Origin of the sequence: uncultured Proteiniphilum sp., from assembly GCF_937873925.1 — a bacterium.
GTDB lineage: Bacteria > Bacteroidota > Bacteroidia > Bacteroidales > Dysgonomonadaceae > Proteiniphilum.
Genome location: NZ_CALNAT010000120.1, coordinates 1 through 5480, shown reverse-complemented (window position 1 = coordinate 5480; position 5480 = coordinate 1). Strand labels below are relative to the sequence as shown.

Here is a 5480-nt window from a genome sequence, read left to right as displayed (position 1 = left end):
AACCCTTCGATCCCGATCAGTGCGCAGATATCGCCTGAGGACGCTTCGTCCACTTTGACCCGTCCCAATCCTTCGAACAGATTCACCTCTTTAATGCGGATCTTTTTGATGCTTCCGTCCCGTTTGCAGAGCGCGTAATCCTTATTGGAGGCGATCGTGCCGCGGTGTATGCGTCCTACGGCGATACGACCCACATAGTTCGAATAATCGAGAGAGGTGATCAGCATTTGGGGTGTTCCTTCCAACACTTTGGGTGCTGGGATATATTTGATGATCGCATCCAGCAGGGGAATGATGTTGCCGGACGGCTTTTTCCAGTCGTCGGACATCCATCCCTGTTTGGCCGAGCCGTAAATGGTAGGGAAATCGAGTTGTTCTTCGGTGGCGTCGAGGCTGAACATCAGGTCGAACACCTTCTCCTGTACCTCTTCGGGGCGGCAGTTGGGTTTATCCACCTTGTTGATCACCAGAATGGGTTTTAATCCGATCTCCAGCGCCTTTTGCAAAACAAAACGGGTTTGCGGCATAGGCCCTTCAAAAGCGTCGACCACCAGCAGGCAGCCGTCCGCCATATTGAGCACACGTTCTACTTCACCGCCGAAATCGGCGTGGCCGGGCGTGTCGATGATATTTATCTTGATATCGTTGTATCGGATGGAGACATTTTTTGAAAGGATGGTGATGCCACGTTCCCGTTCCAGGTCGTTGCTGTCGAGGATCAAATCTTCTGTCTGCTGGTTGTCCCTGAAGAGGTGGCCTGCCATCAGCATTTTGTCTACCAGGGTAGTCTTGCCGTGGTCTACGTGAGCGATGATGGCAATATTTCGGATATTCTGCATGTAAAACAATCTTTTTAGGGGCGCAAAGATACGGATTTTCAGCGAGAAATTGATTATATGATCGGTTTTTAGTAATGTTATATCTCATTTATTTTCTGGTATGGGTATAGAAGAAGTCCAAAATAATCATAACAATATTTGGGAATCGTTATCTTTTGAGATAACTTTGTTGAATGAGCAGGAAAATAATTTTCTACGAAACTCACTTCATTGAATTTTACCAACGGCAGGACCAAAAGGTAAAAGGTAAAATTCAATATGTGCTTGAGTTGATTAAACAAGTAGAATGTGTTCCTGAAAAATTTCTAAAACATTTAACTGGAACAGGCGGACTCTACGAAATAAGGATTGAATATCAATCCAATATTTATAGAATTTTCTGTTGTTTTGATGAAGGACAACTTGTAATATTGTTTAATAGGTTTCAAAAAAAGACACAAGAAATCCCCAAGAAGGAAATAAACAAAGCAACAAAGTTAATGAGACGATATTTTGAAAGTAAAAAATAAGGCAATGAAAAATTATAAGAACATAAAAACATTTGACGAATTAATTGAGCTTGAGCATGGGAAATTAGGTACTGAGAGCCGAAACAAATACGAAGAGGGCGTTCAGTTATTTATTATTGGAGAAATGCTAAAAACAGCTCGTAAAGAAGCGAGATTAACACAAGAACAATTAGCGGAAAAAGCGGGAACTAAGAAAAGCTATATTTCCAGGCTTGAAAACGGAAAGGGAAACATTCAATTTTCAACATTGATCAGAATTTTTGAACAAGGATTGAATAAAAGAATTGGACTGACTTTCTTGTAAGTTGATACACAATGCATATTGTCCTTTCTGTCATTCCGGGACCATAAGCCGGACGAAAAAAGCCAATTGGCTTACATTGATCCCATATCTGATTATGGGTTTTATTTTCCCGGTGTCTAGAAGTTCCTATATTTGCTTTGAATGCGAAAGCAAGAGAAAGTGAAAATAACAGTGTGCAAGTTATAAATACTAACATCAAATCAATGCAGGCATATTTCGGAATAGCGACTATTACTTCATTTATAGTATTGATAATGATACGTATCTGCAATTTGAAGGGACAAGGTATCGAAGCAATAGAATTTGGGAAGAAAGATAAAAAAGACTTCCTTATACTACCTTTTGCACTCTTCTACTTTTATCTCATTACGGCGAACACATTTAATCTTCCTACTATTGAGAGACAGGAATTGTTTCACATAGAAATACTTTCCTGGATTGGTGTGTTGACCTGCCTGATTGCACTTATACTTTTCCTATGGACATTAGTTTCGTTTAGAAAAAGTTTTCGTATTGGTTTGGTTGAAAACAGGGCGCAAGGATTAATTACAACCGGTACTTTTGCGATTAGCAGAAATCCAATTTATCTGTCTTTTGCAATTATGCTCATTGGGCAGTTTTTAATTTATGCAAGCTGGATACTTTTGATATACCTATTTGTGGGCATTTTGACATTTCACAGACAAGTATTAAAGGAAGAGAATTTTCTAATGGAACAATACGGAGAAGAATTTAACACGTATTGCACGAAAGTAAGGCGATATTTTTAGTGTGGCAGAGTTCCCTGTAAACCATTGGAAAATATTATCTCGTAATAATCTGTTTTATATGAGAATAGCATCTATTGTCGTTTTTTATTGTCCTAAGTGGTTGTTTTTTAATCTTATTGCGTATATTTGTGTGATGTGGTAAAATCCGCTTCCATACTTTTCGCATTCAACTCATAAGATTGTCGTATTTCCACTGCGAAAGAAAGATCTTTATTGGCAGGATTTGTATCGTAACAAAACCAATTTTGAAGAAATTTTTTAATGAATAAATTATCAGAGGAGGTAGTTGCAAACAGAAAGGTACAGAAATGAAAGAAAAAATAATAACGATCAACGATATTGAACTTTACACAGAGAATTCTGGTAATAAAGAAAATCCTGCAATTCTTTAATCGCAGAGGCAACAGTTTCAATGCTCTAAACAAACCGATAATAAGGGTTTGGGCCAGGCGGGGCTGACGTGCAAACGGATACCCGGGAGTTTCAAAAGACCAGGTTAAATGAAATCTTAAAGTATATGATAAAAAATTATTATTATTTGCTAGTGGGAGTTTTAGTGATTCTTTCCGCTGTTACCCATGCATTGAATGGACAATTAGTTACTTTGCCGATGCTTAATATAGATATTCTTGATATACACGCAAGAACTATATTTTTTTATGTGTGGCACATTATTACAGCAGAAAATCTGATTTTTGGCGTCGCCTTTCTTCTTATGGCATTTTTTAAAGATTTGTCAAAAGTGAAATTTGCTGCATGGATGATCGGGATTATCATGATCGCCCGCTGGATGGTTATTTTCGGGAGCACATTATATAAAAATAAAACTGACCTTTTAGAAATTTTGACAGACTCGATAGCTATTACTATAGTGGTTGTGTTGATAATTTTAGGGATAAGAGTAAAAAATAATGGACAAAAAAATGCTAGTAATCGAACGGATTTATGAAGCCCCAATAGAAAAAGTTTGGGAAGCTATCACGAATAAGGACCAAATGAAGCAATGGTATTTTGAGATTTCAGATTTCAAAGCAGAAGTAGGATTTGAATTCCAATTTTATGGAGGAAGTGAAGAAAAGAGATATTTACACCGCTGTACGATTGTGGAAGTGGAACCGCTTAAAAAAATTGCATACACGTGGAGCTATGAGGGTTACGCCGGACAATCGTTGGTGACTTTTGAACTGTTCAGCGAAGACCGGAATAAAACCCGTTTGAAACTAACCCACTCAGATTTAAACACGTTCCCACCGGACAACCCCGATTTTGCAGAGAGAAATTTTAACGAGGGTTGGAACAGCATACTGGGGCAGTCGCTTCGCAATTTTGTGGAAATGGACAGTTTTACCAGATCAATCCGTATTAGTGCAAGCAGGAAAGATATTTGGGATATTGTTCTTAATCCTGATAATCAATGGGGCATTGCATTTGGTGACGGTGCATTTGCTAAAACAGATTGGAGAGAGGGTTCGGCAATAATTTGGAGAGATACGGAAAACAACATTGCAGCAAATGGAATTGTAGAAGTTCATCAACCCGAAGAATATCTGCAGTTGCATTACTATGATGAGTCAGAGCCAAAACCCGAAGCCATATTAGGAGATTATTATGAAAAGTTCAGGCTTGTTCGGGATGAAGATGAATACCTGCTTTCCATAGAAATCGGTAAAATAGCAAAGAGTGACATTCCTCTCTTTGAGGAAATGTGGGATAAGGCCATTCGCATAATCAAGAGACTTGCAGAGAAGAAAGAATAACCCAACTACAAAGAGGGCTGGTTATCCCATCATGTATGGACAATGGCAGGAAAAATGCCATTCCAAACTTACTTGGAATGAGGACTATCTGCCATCCGAAAAAAGTTTATAGGGTAAGGGTCAGAACTTTAGAAAAAATTTCATATATTAGACGATAAATAATATATCAAATTATGCCAAATCATGGAGCAACTTATCACGATCAGAACATTTACCTATCCTCATGAGATATATGTGATCAGGGGAAAACTGGAGTCCGAAGGAATCAGGACGTTTCTCAAAGATGAAATGACGGTTCAGGTTCACAATTTCTATTCCAATGCCGTGGGAGGTGTTAAATTGCAGGTGTTTGCGGAAGATGCCGATAAGGCGTTGGATATCCTTGACAGTGTGAAAGAGATCCCTCAGGAAGTAATCGTTTTGTCAAAAAAAGAGTTTGAAAATAGTACCTCCTGTCCTTTTTGCCATTCCGGAAACATAAGCCGGATGAGAAAATCCAATTGGCTTACGCTGATACCTTACCTGATCGTGGGTTTTATTTTTCCTGTGTATAGAAGTTTTTATATCTGCTTTGAATGCGGAAAGCGATGGAAAATTAAAAAATAGAAATATCAATAAAACCTGTTTTAAATAAGAATGTCATTTGTTTTAATTTATTGTTATGATAGGAATGTTATTGTGTATATTTGCAGTTAATCATAATTCAACAAAGAAGTTGCATTAAGTATACCTGAAAGAAGATCTGAAATGACGAAACAGTTATAGAGTATTTTTAAATCTAAAATAAAAGGATATGAAGAAATTGATTTTTATTGGAATTTTGGCAATAGTTTGTTCTTGTTCCTCAAAAAAGGTTATTGTCGATAATCAAACACCTTTCTCTTCAGAAAAAGTCCCTGTTCATACTCAGGCATCTTTGTCCTCTGAAAGGGTAATGATTGATAATCAAACATTTTTATTGAAAGAAATTTCAACGGATGAGACTTATGGTTTTTCAGAAAAGAATCCAATTGAAGTAGGAGGAGTTGATAAAAAAGAAGGACCTTTGAATGAAAGAAGATTTTTAAATGCATTGGCCGGTCCAAATGGTGAAAAAGTGAGTTATTATAGATTAGGGAGTTGTTGTCCTGTGGAAAGTAAAAACGGTTTTATGGGAATGGCCATGTTGGATAATTACAGAGTAACTTGGAAAGGCGCTACAGACACAGTATTAATTTATATCAATATGTATGATTATGGGGAATTAAATGTAAAAAATAATTGAAAAGTAGTCCACTTAGTAATTTAAAAGTATACCACTA

At 37.4% G+C, this 5480-nt stretch carries 8 protein-coding genes; 7 read left to right on the top strand and 1 reads right to left on the bottom strand.

The window, feature by feature from the left end; all coding sequences use genetic code 11:
* Window positions 1-839, bottom strand: an 839-nt coding sequence (locus Q0502_RS07865) for a GTP-binding protein (RefSeq protein ID WP_298649316.1), incomplete at its 3' end; no start/stop codon positions are given.
* 173 nt (window positions 840-1012) lie between these two features.
* Between Q0502_RS07865 and Q0502_RS07860 the strand changes: the two genes are divergently transcribed.
* The 7 genes from Q0502_RS07860 to Q0502_RS07830 all read left to right on the top strand — a co-directional run bounded on the left by Q0502_RS07860 (window position 1013) and on the right by Q0502_RS07830 (window position 5443).
* Complete coding sequence (locus Q0502_RS07860; RefSeq protein ID WP_298649315.1) at window positions 1013-1348, top strand: type II toxin-antitoxin system RelE/ParE family toxin; 336 nt, start codon at window positions 1013-1015, stop codon at window positions 1346-1348.
* A 4-nt stretch (window positions 1349-1352) separates the two neighbouring features.
* Window positions 1353-1652, top strand: a complete 300-nt coding sequence (locus Q0502_RS07855; protein ID WP_298649314.1) for a helix-turn-helix transcriptional regulator — start codon at window positions 1353-1355, stop codon at window positions 1650-1652.
* 137 nt (window positions 1653-1789) lie between these two features.
* Complete coding sequence (locus Q0502_RS07850; protein ID WP_298649313.1) at window positions 1790-2422, top strand: isoprenylcysteine carboxylmethyltransferase family protein; 633 nt, start codon at window positions 1790-1792, stop codon at window positions 2420-2422.
* A 517-nt stretch (window positions 2423-2939) separates the two neighbouring features.
* Window positions 2940-3371, top strand: coding sequence for a hypothetical protein (locus Q0502_RS07845; RefSeq protein ID WP_298649311.1), 432 nt, complete (start codon window positions 2940-2942; stop codon window positions 3369-3371).
* Window positions 3334-4179, top strand: a complete 846-nt coding sequence (locus Q0502_RS07840; protein WP_298649309.1) for an SRPBCC domain-containing protein — start codon at window positions 3334-3336, stop codon at window positions 4177-4179. The genes Q0502_RS07845 and Q0502_RS07840 overlap by 38 nt, the downstream gene beginning before the upstream one ends.
* A 183-nt stretch (window positions 4180-4362) precedes the next feature.
* Window positions 4363-4785 carry a DUF2007 domain-containing protein gene (locus tag Q0502_RS07835; RefSeq protein WP_298649307.1) on the top strand — a complete coding sequence of 141 codons (423 nt, stop codon included), beginning with the start codon at window positions 4363-4365 and terminating at the stop codon, window positions 4783-4785.
* 187 nt (window positions 4786-4972) lie between these two features.
* Entirely contained in the window at window positions 4973-5443 is a 471-nt protein-coding gene (locus Q0502_RS07830; protein WP_298649305.1) for a hypothetical protein, read from the top strand.
* The last annotated feature ends 37 nt before the right edge of the window (window positions 5444-5480 follow it).